Raw genomic sequence first — 15,740 nt, forward strand, 5'->3', positions numbered from 1 at the left:
TCGATGGTCGGGCGCTGGAATTCAGCTCGTGCTTCAAGTTGCATCCCGCAAATGTTACAGGATGTATGCCGTCGATCGTCTGTTGCGGGAAAAGCGGACGACCTGCATTTGAAGAAGTTTATTAACTGGGCCAGCCTTACAACCCGAAGGCCGCAGCAAGCTTTAAGCGAACATTTGCGCAGCTTGATGAGCCCGCTGCCGACACCAAGGACTTGGGTCGCCAAGCGTGAGTGCGGGATCTCAAAATAGCTGTCGCGGACGCTAACCTCATCCTGCCAAGCAATTCGTGGTTTCGATAAATTGGAGATTACCGGCGGCGAAGGCCGTCGTAGGCGAGAAGCCGATCGAAGGAGTGGCTCACCCGCCAAGCCCGAGGCCACATATGCGGCAAAGCCACAAGTAATCCCAGAGCAAACTTAGCGGCCTTCTGTTCATACTTGGCCTTCCAGCCCAAGAGCTTGTTCTGAAACCGTCCACTATTGAGAAAAAGAAGAACCGTGAGCGACGCACCACGACGTAAACTGCAAGCTTCCAAGGAAACAGAGGGATCATCGATATCGCCGTCCCCTCAATTGAAAGCGTGAAGCCCAAGGCGACGTAGATTGAGGCCCAGCTTTCTGCGCCGCGCGTCATCCTCGCCTGGCGATGGGGCATATCTGGTAGCTGAAGCGCGACTAAGGGCTTGCCGATCACGCCTGCACCGCCTCCTCGACGGGCACGGTGCGGCTATTCGCCTCGCCAATTCATCTCAGAACTTCGATCCAGCGGGTTCGTCGACGTGTACTATCCGAGGCTTGTGGTGGAACGGGCCGAAGATCTTCAGGACGTTCCGCTCTTCTTCGACCAGCCTTTCGCAAAGATTTGACTGCCACATTCGAGCTCGTTTCGCCCTTGATCTAAGCGCGCGAGCCGCGGCACTATTATCGACGGACCAAATCGTGTGGATCAGAAGCGTCTTTTAATCTGGCTGCGGTTTCGCTCAGAGCAGAGAGCGCAGCTTGCATTTTGTCGGGCTGCGAACCGAGTGTCTTTTGAAGATGCTGCCGGTCGCGCTCGATGGCGCGATCGAGCGAGGAGCCGTATATCGCCGCAATCGCGATCTCCTTAGCCAAGCGCGTATAGCTCTGCCACATGAGATAGAACATCAGCGGCGGGACCTGACAGTTCGCAAGCATCTCATAGCAGCGTGGTCCAGCGTTTTCGATCGCCCACCATTGCTGCGCGAGCACCGCGAGCCGTCGAAAGTCTCGTCTCGTTCGGCTGAACTTGTCAGGGGCGACGCCGGCGATGAAGGCGCAGTGATCGAGCCAATTCAGGCCCGCCATGATCGCAACTGGATAATCGACAACAGGAACGCCCTTGAAGTCGACGACGGTTTCTTCGTGCGGAGCCTGCCTGAGAAAGGCATCCATCATTTCGGCCTGGCGGACGGCGCGGACCAAAAGATCTACGTCGCGCCGCGGCACCATCATCAGGTAGCGGCAGGCTTCGAGCCGCGTGTGCTCCCAGATGGCACGCACGTTCCCGTCGGTGTCGCCCAGTCCACGCTTGCAGGCAGGGTAAACCAACCGGCCTTCATCGGTTTCCTTGAGGTACAGCGGAAGCAGCCTGTCAAGGGCTGACAGGAGCGTCAGAGGTTCGAAGAGATCGCCTATCGCCTTTTCGGCAGAGGCCAGAACTGACTTCTTTGATCGTCCCCATCCGAACATTTTCGGCCGCCCCAGGTCCATGCTGCGCTGAATGCCGATTACAATGGGGCTCGCCTGAAGACGCAAGTCCGCCCATTTCCGGCCGTTGAATGATCCGGAGCCCGCCCGAATCGGTTAGTGGGTTATTAACCGCCGTTCGGCAGGCTTGCTGCCACTGTTATCGCTGCCTAATCAGCCCCCCAGCCCAAGGCAGCGTAAGATGGCCGGCGGTGGATGACCTCCGCCGGCCGTTTTGCTCGAGAGACTGTCCGCGCTCTCTGCCGTTACGGAGCCTTCGAAGGCCTGCCTCGCAGCAGTTGACGGTATCCGCTGTTGGCCATCCACAGCGCGCGCTCAAGATGGGTTTCAAACGCCTGCCGGGCCCGCTTGGGCTCGCGTTCTGGGTCGATACCAAGGACGATCCGCGATACTTCGCGCCAGTCCGCGCCTTCGGCATTCGCGTCGATCAGGCGCCAATACGTGATCATGTGCTCTTCATCGTACACGGTAAGGTCGGACCCGGAGGGCGCCAGATCGACGACAACTGGATTGAGCAGCGGCGGCATTGGCTTCCCCGCGATCATTGGTTGTGACGCCGGGATATTTCCCGGTGTTTGTGTCGGCGGCGTGACCGTTGCAGGATCACCCAAGCAGCCGGCGGCTGACATTGATGATGAAACCGGCCGGTGCGCCGATGATAGCGCCGACTAGGCCATAGCCGGCGGCGCCACCGGGACCGATCATCACCGCGCCGTAGACGAAGCCGATACCTGCACACAAGACAATCATACCGATCAGTGTCTGATCGTTCAGCTCTTCGGTCCGGTTCAGGCGTTGCTCTTTGGAGCTTTGCACATAAGGACCGGCTGGCTCACGCGAGCCGCAATGCGGGCAGGCGACGGCCGAAAACGAGACATTTCCGCCGCAGTCCGAGCAGCCAATCAGTTCCTGTTGTACGCGCCCAACCGTCATGCGTCCCAACGTAGCCGCCTCGCTACCATGGCGCTACAGGCTTTGCCCGCGGTCCACAGTCACTATTCCTCGGTCCGACCGATCGCTTCTAGCAGCTCGCCAGAGGAGGATCGCTGGAGCGGCACTGCCGAGATATTCGACGTGGCCCGCGCCGGCATCCAGGCCGCCTGGGAGGAGCTAGCGGTCGCGCGACGGCCGCCGATTACGAGGCGTGGCGCCGCCAGCGCGACTGGACCGCTTGGGAAGGCCGAATGCACGATCTGGCGCTGCCGCTATCCCACACAGCGGCCGGAAAGGCATTGCGCAATGCTTCTGCAGCGAGGTAGTCACCGATGCTACCCGCCCACGTCCAAACTGCCCATCTGGCTAACCGTCGCATGAAGCATACCGCAGAACGTCCAAGCGCCGATCCGGAAGCAGCGGCCCTCCGGAATAAACTGTTAAAGGTGGGTGCCGATGTTGAAGCCTGACTTTGGCTCGGCAGGCGGATCGAATGGAAGGCGACCGTATCGCGTGGGTCCGCCAACTTGCCGAAGCGACGGTACGAGGGCGTACCCCTTGCCTGTTCGGGGCATTCGAACTCTGATGTCTTCACTGCCGCGACGTATACTTCCAGATCGGCTTGTGAGAGGCCGGGGCGGCCTCGATAACACCCCAGCTGACGAGTGAGCCGCAGATGTCTCGCGTGGCTCGTCGAGCAACGCAGCAGTTGAGCAGCTTCACTTTCCGTCCACATCTGCGAGTTCGGTTTGATTCTGCGCTTCATCGCGCGCACGGTGCACTTTTGTGTGTCGATATAATTAATGGCTCAATACGTGTTATACAAAACAATACAACTTAAACGTTGACATGGCCGAACCGCATTTCCTATTCTCACGATGAGGTCCAGAAAACCTCGTACGGCAGGCGTAATCGTTTTCCCCAAAGTCCTGAGTCCTCGCGCGTATGTCCAGTGGCGCAAGCCTAAAGGCGCGAGGGATCGCCTGTCGTTGCTTATTTCTGGCTCCGGACGACTATCTCGATCTCAGAAAGATCGACGGAGAAAACGAGAGTGAAAGCAGTAACAAAACAGAAGGCAGACAGAGCTTGCGCCAAAGAGTTGAAGATTTTGGCACGGGTCGAAAAGGATCTCGAAAATGCACGCGGCTCCGGAGCGGTTGAAGACGTCTTCCTTGGGCTTGAGGAAATCTACTCGATGCACATGCGCACCGAGCATCAAAGCGTCCGAGCAAGATGCGAAGCCATCTTGCGCGCCGGCAGTTTGCCGAAGGCGTAACTGACGATCGTAGAGCGCTCCGCAGGGAGCGCTCTACGCATTTGAGCAACGCGGCCGGCAAGAGCCGGCATCTGATGGCCCCGGCACGCTCCTAAAACGTGGCAATAACCCGTGCGAGACCTGATCATCGAAGCCTTTGACAGCGTCATCCGCCGCGAGATCGCGGAAGCGGACGACGTTCGCAAGGAAATCGCCCAGCGCGGCGCCTATTGGGCCGGCGACGAGATATGGAAGCTGCGCCGCCAAGTCGCTGCGCTGCGCAAGCGTATCGCCGAGCTTGAAGAAACCGACGCGTGATCTCAGCAGACCGCGAGTATCTCCTCGATGGCCTTTAGAACCGTGGGGTCAATCGCTTCGCGCGGCACCGTGCGCCGGTTATGAGAGCGAGCAACCCGTTCTTCGCCGCGATGAATGCGATCGCAAACCCGCAGGTCGGTGTGGACATCAACGGCGATGTCGGCAGCATGAATGACGACCGGCGCGCCGCCGCGATGGCCTCCTCGATCGTCGCAACGTATCGGGGGACGGCGCCCGGATAGTCGGCCGTCGAAATGGAATTCCGCCCTATTCGAACTGTGGGGGCGGTTTCGGACCAGGCCCAGGTGTCCGCAAGAACGGGGCAAGCCGAAGCCTCTTTCCCTCAGGAACTCCGGGCGACGCATGCAGAAACCCTCCTCCCGGCTTCCTCCGACTCCTCGGGCCGGGAGGAGAAATTCATCGGCGCGAACATCACCCCATGGAGCGGCAACGTCACGAAACCGGAATTCAAGCCTGGCTTCCTTAGAAAGGATTTACAAAAATTGTATCGTTCGCTAGGTCTGCTTAAGAAGTTTGTCGGTTAAACTTCGAACGACGTCCATCAGCGTCCTCTTCCTGACTGGCATACGGGTACAATATTTTCCCGTGCATGACGGAATTCCGTAGCTTGCGCCACGTGGCCAGTTGATCGTGAGTAATCACGTCGGCTTGTGCCAGCCACTTTAAGGTTCGTTCAGTTGACATGCCCTTCGGCCGCAACGCGGCGACGGCGGCCTTCTTCAGTTCGTTGTCACCCTCTAACGCTTCTATTTTCTCGACGAGTGCCGCAGCGGCTTTGGAGTCGGCTTTCTCTTGAGCCACTAGTTCAGTTTTGAGGAACGGGCGAAGTAGCATCGCGAGACCCTCAGTGCATCCCGCTAAAGTCAAGCTCATCACCCATCGTGAAGATCCGGCCACTCGCGCCAGCTCGTCATAGAAGCGAGTGACTTCATTGATCTCCACCTTTCTGGCGTCCGGCGCGAGAGCGATGAATTGCAGCAGCCGCGCATACGTATCGAAAAAGCTCTCTGCCTTCTCGTCCCTCCAGAAGCTAGACCAGCTTGCAACGTCCAAAGCTGGTTGCGGAAGTATGTGGATGATGGCCATGCCGCCGATATTGCGCGCCGCCAGCCTCGGCGCTACGCACTGCCCAAACATGATCCGAAGAGGTTCCGCGATCCAGTTCTCAGTCCAGGTCGGCGGCAACTGATCGGAGTGAGGCACCGTGATCGAGACCACCTTATTCTCCCGTTCATAGGCGAACTTGATCTTGGAGCCGAGGAGATCGATCTCCTTTTGCTGAAGTCGATTGGTCCCCATTACTCGTGCGAGCGGATGAAGATGGTCGGCGTGGAAGATGAACTCCGTGCTCGAATTGGGTGAGTCAAGAGGCTGATCGACCATGAGTGATGTCAACTTGCCTTCGATGATCGACTGATCTCCAAAGGACATGTTTTGCGGCATCGTCCAGCCGCAAAGCCATTCCGTCCCGTCGGCTTCCTTGCCCTCAAGGCGCAAGCGAGACGTGCCGTCGTCCCTGTGTTCGTGGTGGTGATTGATCGCTTGGAGGAGTGGAATCGGTGACCCTGTTGTGGTCATGCTGAAGGAGAAATCCTGAAGCGTGTTCATTTGCACCTTGCAGGGGCCCGCCGCGACGGCCGGGCTCATGCTGGTGCGGCCGATCAGCTTGGCCTCGACGAGCTCCAGCGTCTTCGGGGCCTTTAGGAAGTGGCGCCAGCTATCAAGGGTTGCCATCTCTGCTCTCTCTAAGTGACCGAGGGCGAATTCGCGAGTGATATGGCGACTGTCTCGTCTCAGGTCGCCCAAAAATGGCGCGAAACGGCCCCGCCGAAAAATCGTGAAGCGCGCCAGTCCGCCTCCAGATTGCTGATGTCGAGAGCTTCGGCAACGCCGGTGCGAATAGTCAAGTTCGGCGTGATGACGAGCGTCCGGCCCTTGGCCACGCCGAATGGCAGCGTCGCGATGACGCCGGTCTTGCCACATCCGACGGGGATCTGCAGGATGACCCGCTCGTCTGATGTCTCGAAATGGTTCCGAACTGCGCGATGAGCGCCCTGCTGAGGCTCACGGACCTTCGGGTTCGCCTCGATGTCCGCCATCAGCGTTTGAAACATGTGGTCGGGCTCTTCGGCCGCCTGCTCGGCGCGCCCTTCACTGAAGAGGCTATGACCCGGCCGCTCTTCGAGGACCTTACTGGAGATTACGCGCGTGAGGATGAATGGTCCGGCCCGCATGGCTTCGCCATCGGCGGGATGATGCAGGCCAACACCGCTTCCCTTGCCGAGGAATACTTCACAGCCGCCAATGAGCTTGTGGATGCGAGCAAGGAGAAGCGCATCGCCGACTACCCGATCGGCAACGCAGCCCTGTTCTTATACCGTCATTCTTGCGAACTCATTCTCAAAGCCGCGCTGCCCGCCTCGAAGCGAACTCACGATTTGACTGGCCTTACTGATAACTTCGTGGAGATGATCAAAGAGAAATATGGACAAGATGTTCCTGCTTGGGTCGTGAGGCGAATGAAGGAACTGGCTCCAATCGATCCCAATTCGACCGCATTCCGCTATGGCAACTACAGTACGCCGATTGACGCCGGGGACGCGCCCATCGAGTTCGAAGCCTATGTGAGCCTCTCGCATCTGTAAGCTGCGATGCTGGCGCTTAACACCGCTTTGGTTTCGGCGGTCGCAGAGATCGGGTTTAGCCGTAACGGGCAATGACTAACTGAGTCCGCGCGAGCGCTCGCGGTAATGGGCAAGCCGTCGGCGATGCTCGTCCGTTAGCCAAATCGGCGAATTCCAACGGAGCTCGGCGCACGCTTGCTCGCTGAGACTGGACGAGAACTCGGGCTTTCCCTCGTCGTCGAAGGTAACGAGTCCACGATCGAATGCGGCGTCCCAAAGCGCCGACAGCAGCAACCCGTTATGTACATTGAGCCGTTCGCCCGATGACAAACTTCGCCAATTTTCGAATCATGCAGCCGGAGACCAAAGACCTTGTCTTGGATCTCATGCAAGATGCCGACCGCCAGCGGTCCGCATTCATGTCATTCGTCAATGTTTGGATGGCCTTCAACGGGTGGATGTCAGCGGTCACCGAGCGTGAGACCGATGCCGATATGATCCGCGACCTCTCGGCTAACAGTAGCTTGGCTCATGGCTACGCCGGACTGATGGAGAACTCTCGGGCATTCCATCGTCTTGTCTCTGCTTTCGCAGCGATGTGGCCAGTTCTGAATGTTCGCGACGTGCGCAAAAAGCTGGGCAGCGATGCGTTCTGGAGGCTTCAGCGCGATGAGCTCATCGCAGCTTGCGATGCAGTCTACGCCGCCAAAGAGAGTGGACGCGCCCGGCTTGTGATGTCAGGACAAGTGATCGCCTGGCCCGGCTCGATACGAGCCTGAAGGCAGTCGCTCGCGGCTGCAGCTTTTGCCGAGGCGATAGCGGTACTGCGAATATCTTGAGCGCCGCGTGCTAAGAATCGTCGGAACCAAAGGGCCATCGCCCGAGTTTGTGGCCAGAAAATCGTTCGCGACGGCGCTTATTCAATCCGCCGGTTGACATTCCCGAACTATCGCGCCAACCGAACTACCTTTCGAATCCATCCGGCGACCGCCACTGGCGGCAACGGAGAAATAGATTATGCCGAACTTGGCCGACGATGTTCTCTCCGAACTCGGCAGCGTTAGCGGTTAAGGTGATCGTCATTTCCGGGGCGCGCGTAGCGCGAGCCCTATGACCAAGTGGAAGTTGCGAGAGCGCACAAAAAACCCCGGCATCGCTGCCGGGGGGCGCATTTGGTCGTCGCCGGAACGGCTGGATCAGAAGTCCATGCCGCCCATGCCGCCGCCGGGAGGCATGGCGGGCGCGGGAGCAGCCTTCTTCGGCAACTCGGCGACCATGGCCTCGGTGGTGATCAGCAGCGCCGCCACGGAGGAGGCGTTCTGGACTGCGGTGCGCACGACCTTCGTCGGGTCGATGATGCCCTTGGTGACGAGGTTGCCGTACTCGCCGGTCTGGGAGTCGAAGCCGTAGGAGTACTGATCCTTCTCGAGGATCTTGCCGACCACGACCGAGCCGTCTTCACCGGCGTTGATCGCGATCTGGCGAGCCGGCCAGGACAGCGCCTTGCGCACGATCTCGACACCGGTCTTCTGGTCGTCGTTCTTAGTGCGCAGGCCCTTGAGCGCCTCGGTAGCGCGGAGCAGGGCGACCCCGCCGCCCGGCAGAATGCCTTCCTCGACAGCCGCGCGGGTCGCATGCATCGCGTCATCAACGCGATCCTTGCGCTCCTTCACCTCGACCTCGGTCGCGCCGCCGACGCGGATCACCGCGACGCCGCCGGCGAGCTTGGCCAGCCGCTCCTGGAGCTTCTCACGGTCGTAGTCCGAGGTGGTCTCCTCGATCTGCGCCTTGATCTGGGCCACGCGCGCCTCGATGTCGGCCTTCTTGCCGGCGCCGTTGACGATCGTGGTGTTCTCCTTGTCGATCATCACCTTCTTGGCGCGACCGAGCATGTTGAGCGTGACGTTCTCGAGCTTGATGCCGAGGTCTTCCGAGATCGCCTGGCCGCCGGTCAGGATCGCGATGTCCTGCAGCATGGCCTTGCGGCGATCGCCGAAGCCCGGCGCCTTGACGGCCGCGACCTTCAGGCCGCCGCGCAGGCGGTTCACGACGAGGGTGGCGAGCGCCTCGCCCTCGACGTCCTCGGCGACGATGACCAGCGGCTTGCCACTCTGCACCACGGCCTCGAGCAGCGGGAGCAGCTCGTTCAGCGAGGAGAGCTTCTTCTCGTTGATGAGGATGTAGGCGTCGTCCATCTCAACGCGCATCTTCTCAGCGTTGGTGACGAAGTAGGGCGAGATGTAGCCGCGGTCGAACTGCATGCCCTCGACGACGTCGAGCTCGGTCTCGAGCGACTTGGCCTCCTCGACGGTGATGACACCCTCGTTGCCGACCTTCTTCATGGCGTCGGAGAGGAACTTGCCGATCTCCTGGTCGCCGTTGGCCGAGATGGTGCCGACCTGGGCGATCTCGTCGTTCGAGGTGACCTTCTTGGAGTTCTTCTGGAGGTCCGCAACCACGGCTTCGACCGCGAGGTCGATACCACGCTTGAGGTCCATCGGGTTCATGCCGGCGGCAACCGCCTTGGCGCCTTCACGGACGATCGCGGCGGCGAGCACGGTCGCGGTGGTAGTGCCGTCGCCGGCAGCATCTGCGGACTTGGAGGCGACTTCGCGCACCATCTGGGCGCCCATGTTCTCGAACTTGTCGTCGAGCTCGATCTCCTTGGCGACGGTGACGCCGTCCTTGGTGATGCGGGGAGCGCCGAACGACTTGTCGAGGACAACGTTGCGGCCCTTCGGACCGAGCGTGACCTTCACGGCATTGGCGAGAATGTCGACACCGCGCAGCATGCGATCGCGGGCGTCGACGCCGAACTTGACTTCTTTGGCTGACATAATGGGTTTCCCTGAGTGTTTAGATCGGTCTCACCCTTGGCGGGGCGCCCAGCAGGCGCTCCTCAGGGTGAGCGGTGCGAGCGTTGGATTAAGCGGCCTTCTTCTTGGAAGACACGTCGGTGAGAACGCCCATGATGTCGCTCTCCTTCATGATCAACAGCTCCTGGCCGTCTATCTTGACCTCGGTGCCCGACCACTTGCCGAACAGCACGCGGTCGCCGACCTGGACGTCGATCGGGATCAGCTTGCCGGACTCGTCGCGGCCACCAGGGCCAACGGCGATCACTTCGCCCTGGGAGGGCTTTTCCTTGGCCGTATCCGGAATGATGATGCCGCCAGCGGTCTTCTCTTCTGCGTCGATGCGCTTGACCACGACGCGGTCGTGAAGCGGACGGAATTTCATGCAGTCCTCCTAAGCAATTGCACGAGTTGAGGATTTTTAGATGATTAGCAGTCGTTGCCCGCGAGTGCTAGCACAGGCGAGGCAGAAATAGGACGGGAATTTTGCGGGGGCAAGGGCTTCTAGCAGAAGAAATTGGCACTCCCGCCGCGCGATCGGCTACTCGTTAACGATCGCCATCGCGTCGCAGCCTCGAAATCGAGCTTCTTCAGCACGACATCGAAGATATCCGGTGCGGGCTTGGACTCATCGACGTCCTCTGACCACGTCGCCACATCCACCAGGTCGGCGATAGCCGCTGCGTCGATATATTTTTTTCAATTCGTCTTTCTTGGCGGAGGAGGCAGTGACGATGCGAAGACCGGCGCCCCACGCGCGCCGCAGCAAGACCGCGACCGCCGAGAATGGACGAATGACAGCATCTGCGTCGACTTGAAGCGCTGGACGCGCCACCCGTCGAGCTTCTTTCCGTAGTTCCGCTTCTCGTCCGCGGACAGGAACACCGGACATCGGCGCAACGCGTTAGCTCTTGCGAGGCAGAGCCACAAATCCAACCCCTCTCGCGGCGCTGGATCAGAGCGGGATTAATCGGCAGATTCGCATTTGAAGCAGCGCCACATAGGGGCTCCCTTACCATCACGACTTGCGGACAAGGTCATCGGCTTCTTGCAACGAGGGCAGACGGGAATGGCACTGGAACGCGGCATGTGGGGTCGGTGACGAAGGAGGCGTGCAGAGACTAACTGAGAGGGTCCGCCGGATGCTCGGCGAAATCAGGTGAACCAGACGGGCTCGAAACCGGCCCCGCGGCGAGCCTTTCGACTTGTTCGATAAGTTGGTCTCTGGCCCGTTGATCGCGTATCCGGAAAAAAGCGCGGATCAACCTAAGTCCCTGCAAATCGCTTCGCGCTGAAGGCGCGTTGTCATTCATTTTCCAGCTCCCTGCCCTTTCTGTAGGCGATCCAAGTGGCAAGAGCAACGAGGTTCCGCGTCGCGCATAGGTTGCAGTATAAATTCGGCAAAAAGGAGGAGTCCCTACGAGCAACGACTCCGACAATCGGCCTTGGAGCTCCCCTGGATACCGATGCCAGATTTCGTTCGAGGCTACTTGGCCGGAGGCCGCAGGGGGCTGTCCGCCCACTTGCGGGCGGCGGGATCGCGCAGCGGATCGTCCTGACAGGCGAGACAGACGTAGCGCTGCCGCCGTTCGCCAACATCGTCGGGCACGGCCGTCACGGGCTTGCCGCACGACGGGCACAGCTTCCGGCTCGAGTAGAGCGCAGTCATCGGATTCCCCTGCAGAGGACCATAGTTCCATACGCCCCGCGAACACAAGCGGATCGCCGAAAGTTTGTCCGGCTGCGTCAAATCACTTGACGCGAAGCGCGCGCGCACTGACATTCACTTTCAGTGATGTTGCGGGGGTGGCGTCGTGGAAGAGTTCTACAGAGGCTTCGCGCAGCGGGCGCGCGATCTGGCCGAGAAGGCAGACCCGTTCACCCGGCGGCGCTTGCTTGATCTGGCCCAGAGGTACGACCTCAAGAGCAGACCTGGAGCAAGTCGCGGACGGCCGCCGGCGCCACGCGCAACGCCGCCAACCCTGCTCTTCTCCGGATCCGGCGAAGCCTGACGCGAGACAGCTGGCGCGCCCCCGGCGCAGAGCGGCTTCCATCTTCTCCTTCTGCCTCTCCCAGCGCTCCAGGCCTGCAGCGCGGCCTTCAGAAGGCGCCGCGATTGCAAGATTGTAGAACCTGAGCGAAGTTTTGGTACGTCTTGACTTTTCCCGGTACCGCAGCCGCCTGTTAACTGGAACCAACCTCTTATAGCCAGCGGAGAGACGACAGCCCCCTACCATGCGACGATGGCATGCCGATCCTGGTTTGCAGGCCAAGTCAAGTCCGTCTGATCGGCGTCTCGCGCAGCGCGCTGCAACCAACCCTTCAATCAACCGACGTCTCGCCCGGCGCAGCCTAACACCAGCGACTTTCAGGAGCGTTTCCCGCGCCCGTCGCGCTTGTCCAAACGGCCAGCGTAGCGATCGAAGGCGCGTGCGACCTGCTGATCGACGAAAGCGCGGCGGCCGGTGACTGAACTTCACGCCGTGCATCGCGACGAACTCGAAGCGATCCCCCGATCATCATCTGCAGGATCGGAGGCAGAGCGTCCATGGGCAGCGGACAATCTCGTGACGGGTCTCCTCCTGACTGGATGTCTTAAGCTTTTTCGTCTTAAGGTCTTCGCGGCTTGCTCCTGGCCGACGCCCCGGTGCAGCGCTTCCATCAGGTCAACGACATTGCCGGCAGCTGGTCGCTCCTTCGGCGTGATCGGCTTGCCCACGCGCTTCTGGTTGATGAGATCGATCAGAGCGGTCTCGCAGCCGTAAGGCTCTCGATGTGCGCTTGTTGATCGCGCGGGGATCTATGCGCGCGGCAAAGTCGGCAAGCGAGGTGAACACCCCGTTTTTGGTGCGCTCCTCGATGATCTGCTCGATGGCTTGAAGGCCCATGCCCTTGAGCGCGCCGAGCGCGCAATAGATCGTCGTGGTCCTCGAACTTGTTCGCTTCGAACCATGCGGACTTTTGTTTCACGATATGCTTGGCGAGATCGAGCATGTCCTTCGTGAGTTTGACATCCTGGATCTCGTCGAAATACTCCTCCTCGGAGCGGATTCGTAGCTAGCAAGCATGGCATTAGCCATCGCTCCACCTCCTCCGATCCGACGCATCGCAGGCGAGCCTCGCGATGGCGAGGTAGGGCCTCATCCCGGTTACGTTTGGTCAATCCTCGCACGGAGTCTCAACAGGAATAGCAAAGCCGCTTTTACGCGATCCAATACGACCATCGTCTTGAAGCCCTTGATGTCTGGGTTCACATAGAAGAATCGCCGAGTGAACTCCTCATATTCTTCCATGCTAGTGGCGGTAACGTATAGGACGAAGTCCGCGTCTCCCGTGACGTAGAATCCATTGACGACCTCGGCTGACGATTTGATGGCCTTCTTGAATCTATAGATGATATCTGAACGCTCCCGCTCCATAGTCACTAACACAAGCATTTGAATAGGTCGTCCCACCGCCTTCGGCGAAACGATCGAGACATCGCCCTCGATGATACCTTCCGAACGGAGCCTCTTCAGGCGCCGTTGACACGCGGTGGCAGAAAGCCCAGCAAGTTCGGCGATCACCTCGGAAGTCAGACGGTTATTCTTTTGCACGATCTCAAGGATGCGGGCGTCGATTCGATCATATGGCATTTCGCTTCCAACTCCGGTGAATTTCACCGCAAAGTGGCTGCAGGGCGCAGGAGATCCTCCAAAAAAGTATCACCAAATGCATGGGGTGATTTCAACAATGGCGAATCCCGGAAAAAGACCGGATCCTGGCTGAACTTCTTGAGATCGCCGAAGTGCTGCTTGATGATCGTCTACCTGAAGAGGATCGAGCAGCGCTCCAAGGTGCCCACCAAGCACTCCGGAACCTCCTGGACCCGGACACATGGGAACCGGCGTCCGAGATATTCTTCCGGATCGGTGCTAGGGCGAAGACGGCGGGCACTTCTCAGCACTGACACGCTCCATGACAGAGAAGACGCAAGCGCCATTGCCCAACCCCTCCCACCGTTTCTCCTTGCATAGCAAGAAGCCTGGCCATGAACTCGAGACGGTTCATGGTCAGGTAGCGCGGTCTCCGAGCTAAAGCTCCCGTGGTCGGTCCAACAGCCCACGTTGAAGCGCTGCGGAGACGGCGCCGTGTGTCGTACCGCAACTACGGCTCGGGTCAAGCACCGACCTTCCCTCCATACTCGATCCGTACTGTCGGCCGCACATAGGCTTCGTCGCGCGACCTCGGCGTACCAGACGAGAAGCGTCCGACGGTCGGGATCCGACTCGTCGATGTCGACGCGTCTGCGTCCACTCGTCGCTTCGGCATGGCTTGCGGCAGGGTCCCGGATTGCAAACCAATGACCGTCGAGACCTTGATAACGTATTTGATGCTTCGGCCGATACCTCGGCGAAGCAGCCAACATGACCGCCCGCGCCGATCTGCTACTCGCCATCCGCGAACGAGTGAGTGTATGGAATCTCACGAAGGAAGAGGCCTTCGGCACGTCTGGGTCCCTTCGCCGGTCTGGGCGATGGAAACGGCGAGGAGATGGACAGAGGTTGGGTAGTACGATCGGGTGGCGCGCCAGAAAAAGTGATCTGCCAGAGCGATGAATGAAAGAGAATGAACTGCTGATTCGAGGGCCGCCGGCAGCCACTCCTACCGTCTCCGGCGGAGGCCCTGATGCTGCCATGTACTGATGCAACTAGTGCTTGAGCCCCTGGAGAGGTTGTTATGGCAACCCCCTCGAATTAACTAACGCCGTTCTTCCGCCCTCGCGATGAAGACGCTGAGGAGCAAGAGATGTACGTGACGGGATTCGTCGATGAGGAGGGCGAGTCGTGGGGTACGCTGATCCCACTAGAGGCGGAGATGGTCGAACAAGCCGTTATGGGGCATCAGACATTCGGCGTTTGGTGCAATTCCGACGGCCGCATCCAATCGAAGCCCAGTAGTTACAGGCTATTTGAATTCTTTCTCGAGAAAGGTCAGTTGAAGGAAACGCCTCTCGACGAACTGATTGCCGAGGCCATCGAAGAGGGCAGGAATGAAGCCCATGATGACATTCTCGACATGTTCGAGACCCTGCACGAACGGCTTTTGCGCGCTGCGAGCGCAGTCGCTGACGAGATTGCGCGGCGCAGCCGATGAAATCCAAGCGCGGGAACACTGAGTAAAAGAGGATCTTGGACAGAGCTTTACGACCTGGCCGAGCAGAGCTAGTCCGTCGCCAGCGGCGGAATTGGAAGCGCCGTAATCGACTTGATCTTTTCCATCGCGAAGCGAGAGGTGACGTTCTTGAGCGGTACGGCGTGGATCAGCTTCTTATAGAACACGTCGTAACTCTGCATGTCCGGAATGACCACGCGCAGCATGTAGTCGACATCGCCGGCCATCCGGTAAAACTCCATCACCTCTGGCATGCGCTGACAGCCTCGGCGAAACCTTGCAGCCAGGCATCCGAGTGATCCGCGCTTTCCACGGAAACGAACACCGAGAGGCCAAGGCCGATCTTGTTCTGGTCGACCAGCGCAACGCGCCTCAGGATCACGCCGTCGGCCTCCAGTCGCTGGATGCGTTTCCAGCAGGGCGTTGACGACAGGCCGACCCGGCTGCCGATTTCGGCAACCGAGAGCGAGGCGTCCTGCTGCAGCACCGCCAGGATCTTGCGATCGACGGTGTCGAGGCGGCGGCCGATATCGGCGAGCTGCAGGGCAGCGTCGGTCATGACTAAAACCTTTGTTGTCAGTGGAAGCGTGGCGCCGGCACTTGCCTAAAATTGTTAGCCGTGAGGCCCGAACAAGAAGAGCTCGTAGAGATCGTCGTGTTCGCCGTCCTGGCCGCCTGTCTGGGGCCGCAGCGAGCGTTGGAACCATTCGCGTGCTTGTTCGAGCCAGCTTGCGAAGCTTGAATGCAGCGAGATGACGTAGGTCATGTTCACTCCGGACAACGGTGTAAGGCGAGAACCGGACATGGCTGTTACGGTCGAGATGGTGTTGAACATCGTTGCCCGTCGCCAACG

At 59.7% G+C, this 15,740-nt stretch carries 17 protein-coding genes and 5 pseudogenes; 7 read left to right on the forward strand and 15 right to left on the reverse strand.

Going from position 1 to position 15,740, the window contains the following annotated elements:
- Nucleotides 1-920: 920 nt before the first annotated feature.
- The 3 genes from XH85_RS04940 to XH85_RS04950 form a co-directional block, all read right to left on the reverse strand.
- On the reverse strand, nt 921-1,775 hold the full coding sequence (locus XH85_RS04940; RefSeq protein ID WP_128930993.1) for a hypothetical protein: 855 nt from the start codon (nt 1,773-1,775) through the stop codon (nt 921-923).
- A gap of 197 nt (nt 1,776-1,972) precedes the next feature.
- Entirely contained in the window at nt 1,973-2,254 is a 282-nt protein-coding gene (locus XH85_RS04945; protein WP_128930994.1) for a DNA -binding domain-containing protein, read from the reverse strand.
- 76 nt (nt 2,255-2,330) lie between these two features.
- Nucleotides 2,331-2,660 carry a hypothetical protein gene (locus XH85_RS04950; RefSeq protein ID WP_208758139.1) on the reverse strand — a complete coding sequence of 110 codons (330 nt, stop codon included), beginning with the start codon at nt 2,658-2,660 and terminating at the stop codon, nt 2,331-2,333.
- A gap of 1,051 nt (nt 2,661-3,711) precedes the next feature.
- On the opposite strand from XH85_RS04950, the gene XH85_RS04955 reads away from it, so the two are divergent.
- The 3 genes from XH85_RS04955 (at nt 3,712) to XH85_RS44715 (ending at nt 4,475) form a co-directional block, all read left to right on the forward strand.
- Nucleotides 3,712-3,936, forward strand: a complete 225-nt coding sequence (locus tag XH85_RS04955; protein WP_128930996.1) for a hypothetical protein — start codon at nt 3,712-3,714, stop codon at nt 3,934-3,936.
- Between the two features lie 111 nt (nt 3,937-4,047).
- Nucleotides 4,048-4,233, forward strand: a complete 186-nt coding sequence (locus XH85_RS04960) for a hypothetical protein (protein ID WP_097669356.1) — start codon at nt 4,048-4,050, stop codon at nt 4,231-4,233.
- Between the two features lie 80 nt (nt 4,234-4,313).
- Nucleotides 4,314-4,475, forward strand: coding sequence for a hypothetical protein (locus tag XH85_RS44715; RefSeq protein ID WP_164940701.1), 162 nt, complete (start codon nt 4,314-4,316; stop codon nt 4,473-4,475).
- Between the two features lie 283 nt (nt 4,476-4,758).
- On the opposite strand, the gene XH85_RS04965 is transcribed toward XH85_RS44715, so the two are convergent.
- Nucleotides 4,759-5,988: a hypothetical protein gene (locus XH85_RS04965; protein ID WP_128930997.1), complete on the reverse strand. Its 1,230-nt coding sequence runs from the start codon at nt 5,986-5,988 to the stop codon at nt 4,759-4,761.
- 59 nt (nt 5,989-6,047) lie between these two features.
- Nucleotides 6,048-6,353 carry a DEAD/DEAH box helicase family protein gene (locus XH85_RS04970; RefSeq protein WP_208758083.1) on the reverse strand — a complete coding sequence of 102 codons (306 nt, stop codon included), beginning with the start codon at nt 6,351-6,353 and terminating at the stop codon, nt 6,048-6,050.
- Nucleotides 6,354-6,359: 6 nt separating this feature from the next.
- On the opposite strand from XH85_RS04970, the gene XH85_RS04975 reads away from it, so the two are divergent.
- A complete protein-coding gene (locus XH85_RS04975) occupies nt 6,360-6,899 on the forward strand; it encodes a hypothetical protein (protein ID WP_245473887.1) in 540 nt (179 codons plus the stop codon).
- A gap of 75 nt (nt 6,900-6,974) precedes the next feature.
- On the opposite strand, the gene XH85_RS47540 is transcribed toward XH85_RS04975, so the two are convergent.
- Complete coding sequence (locus tag XH85_RS47540; protein WP_338025607.1) at nt 6,975-7,208, reverse strand: HNH endonuclease; 234 nt, start codon at nt 7,206-7,208, stop codon at nt 6,975-6,977.
- On the opposite strand from XH85_RS47540, the gene XH85_RS04985 reads away from it, so the two are divergent.
- Complete coding sequence (locus XH85_RS04985) at nt 7,202-7,657, forward strand: hypothetical protein (RefSeq protein WP_128930998.1); 456 nt, start codon at nt 7,202-7,204, stop codon at nt 7,655-7,657. The two genes, XH85_RS47540 and XH85_RS04985, sit on opposite strands and share 7 nt — an antisense overlap.
- Nucleotides 7,658-8,074: 417 nt before the next feature.
- Here the strand turns inward: XH85_RS04985 and groL are convergent, their stop codons facing one another.
- The 3 genes from groL to XH85_RS05005 all read right to left on the reverse strand — a co-directional run bounded on the left by groL (nt 8,075) and on the right by XH85_RS05005 (nt 11,402).
- Entirely contained in the window at nt 8,075-9,715 is a 1,641-nt protein-coding gene (gene groL, locus XH85_RS04990; protein ID WP_128930999.1) for a chaperonin GroEL, read from the reverse strand.
- An 88-nt stretch (nt 9,716-9,803) separates the two neighbouring features.
- Nucleotides 9,804-10,118: a co-chaperone GroES gene (gene groES, locus XH85_RS04995; protein ID WP_097669362.1), complete on the reverse strand. Its 315-nt coding sequence runs from the start codon at nt 10,116-10,118 to the stop codon at nt 9,804-9,806.
- 1,101 nt (nt 10,119-11,219) lie between these two features.
- Entirely contained in the window at nt 11,220-11,402 is a 183-nt protein-coding gene (locus XH85_RS05005; protein WP_128931000.1) for a zinc ribbon domain-containing protein, read from the reverse strand.
- A gap of 145 nt (nt 11,403-11,547) precedes the next feature.
- Here XH85_RS05005 and XH85_RS46065 point away from each other — a divergent pair, with 145 nt between their 5' ends.
- Complete coding sequence (locus XH85_RS46065; RefSeq protein WP_128931001.1) at nt 11,548-11,745, forward strand: hypothetical protein; 198 nt, start codon at nt 11,548-11,550, stop codon at nt 11,743-11,745.
- A gap of 611 nt (nt 11,746-12,356) precedes the next feature.
- Here the strand turns inward: XH85_RS46065 and XH85_RS46070 are convergent.
- The 4 pseudogenes from XH85_RS46070 to XH85_RS05030 form a co-directional block, all read right to left on the reverse strand.
- Nucleotides 12,357-12,488: pseudogene (locus XH85_RS46070) on the reverse strand (non-homologous end joining protein Ku); the annotation flags it as partial.
- 64 nt (nt 12,489-12,552) lie between these two features.
- Nucleotides 12,553-12,621, reverse strand: a pseudogene (locus XH85_RS46075) (hypothetical protein); the annotation flags it as partial.
- A gap of 34 nt (nt 12,622-12,655) precedes the next feature.
- Nucleotides 12,656-12,784: pseudogene (locus tag XH85_RS46080) on the reverse strand (non-homologous end joining protein Ku); the annotation flags it as partial.
- A 108-nt stretch (nt 12,785-12,892) separates the two neighbouring features.
- Nucleotides 12,893-13,368, reverse strand: a pseudogene (locus tag XH85_RS05030) (Lrp/AsnC family transcriptional regulator).
- 1,153 nt (nt 13,369-14,521) lie between these two features.
- Between XH85_RS05030 and XH85_RS05035 the strand changes: the two are divergent.
- Nucleotides 14,522-14,869 (forward strand): hypothetical protein, encoded by a 348-nt coding sequence (locus XH85_RS05035; protein ID WP_208758084.1) that lies wholly within the window; start codon nt 14,522-14,524, stop codon nt 14,867-14,869.
- Nucleotides 14,870-14,937: 68 nt separating this feature from the next.
- Here the strand turns inward: XH85_RS05035 and XH85_RS05040 are convergent.
- Nucleotides 14,938-15,446, reverse strand: a pseudogene (locus XH85_RS05040) (Lrp/AsnC family transcriptional regulator).
- Between the two features lie 54 nt (nt 15,447-15,500).
- Nucleotides 15,501-15,653: a hypothetical protein gene (locus XH85_RS44720; RefSeq protein ID WP_164940702.1), complete on the reverse strand. Its 153-nt coding sequence runs from the start codon at nt 15,651-15,653 to the stop codon at nt 15,501-15,503.
- Nucleotides 15,654-15,740 lie beyond the last annotated feature (87 nt).

The organism is Bradyrhizobium zhanjiangense (assembly GCF_004114935.1).
GTDB classification, from domain to species: Bacteria; Pseudomonadota; Alphaproteobacteria; order Rhizobiales; family Xanthobacteraceae; genus Bradyrhizobium; species Bradyrhizobium zhanjiangense.